The sequence below is a fragment of the Streptomyces doebereineriae genome (genome assembly GCF_031845645.1).
Classification (GTDB): domain Bacteria; phylum Actinomycetota; class Actinomycetes; order Streptomycetales; family Streptomycetaceae; genus Streptomyces; species Streptomyces canus.
This window is the reverse complement of sequence record NZ_JAVREZ010000511.1, coordinates 1-407: the sequence shown is the minus strand read 5'-3', so window position 1 is coordinate 407 and position 407 is coordinate 1. Positions and strand designations below refer to the sequence as shown.

Below are 407 nucleotides of genomic sequence, written 5' to 3'. Positions count from 1 at the left end.
GCGCCTGAAGATGAGCCTGGTCGTGATGACCGGGGTGGCGGCCACGGCGAACGGCGTCATGAACACCCTTCCCTGGGGCGGCCCCACCGCCCGCGCCGCGACCGCGCTCAAGCTGGACGCCTCCGAGATCTTCATCCCCATGATCCCGGCGCTCGCGGTCGGACTGCTCGCCGTGTTCCTGCTGGCGTACGTCCTCGGCCGCCGCGAGCGCAAGCGCCTGGGCACGCTCACCCTGGACGAGGCGCTGGTACGGGAGCCGGAGCAGGAGACCGTCATGGCGGGCGCCGGCGGTACGGGCGAGGACCGTCTGCGCAAGGGCTCCGGCGGTACGGGCTCGGCGGACCTCACGCGGGACGGTGACGATGACGCGGAGGAGTTCCAGGGCCTCGACCCGAACCGCTCCACCC

At 72.7% G+C, this 407-nt stretch carries 1 pseudogene; it reads left to right on the top strand.

The features are described 5' to 3' along the window. A pseudogene (locus tag RNB18_RS53020) lies at positions 1–407 on the top strand (citrate:proton symporter); the annotation flags it as partial.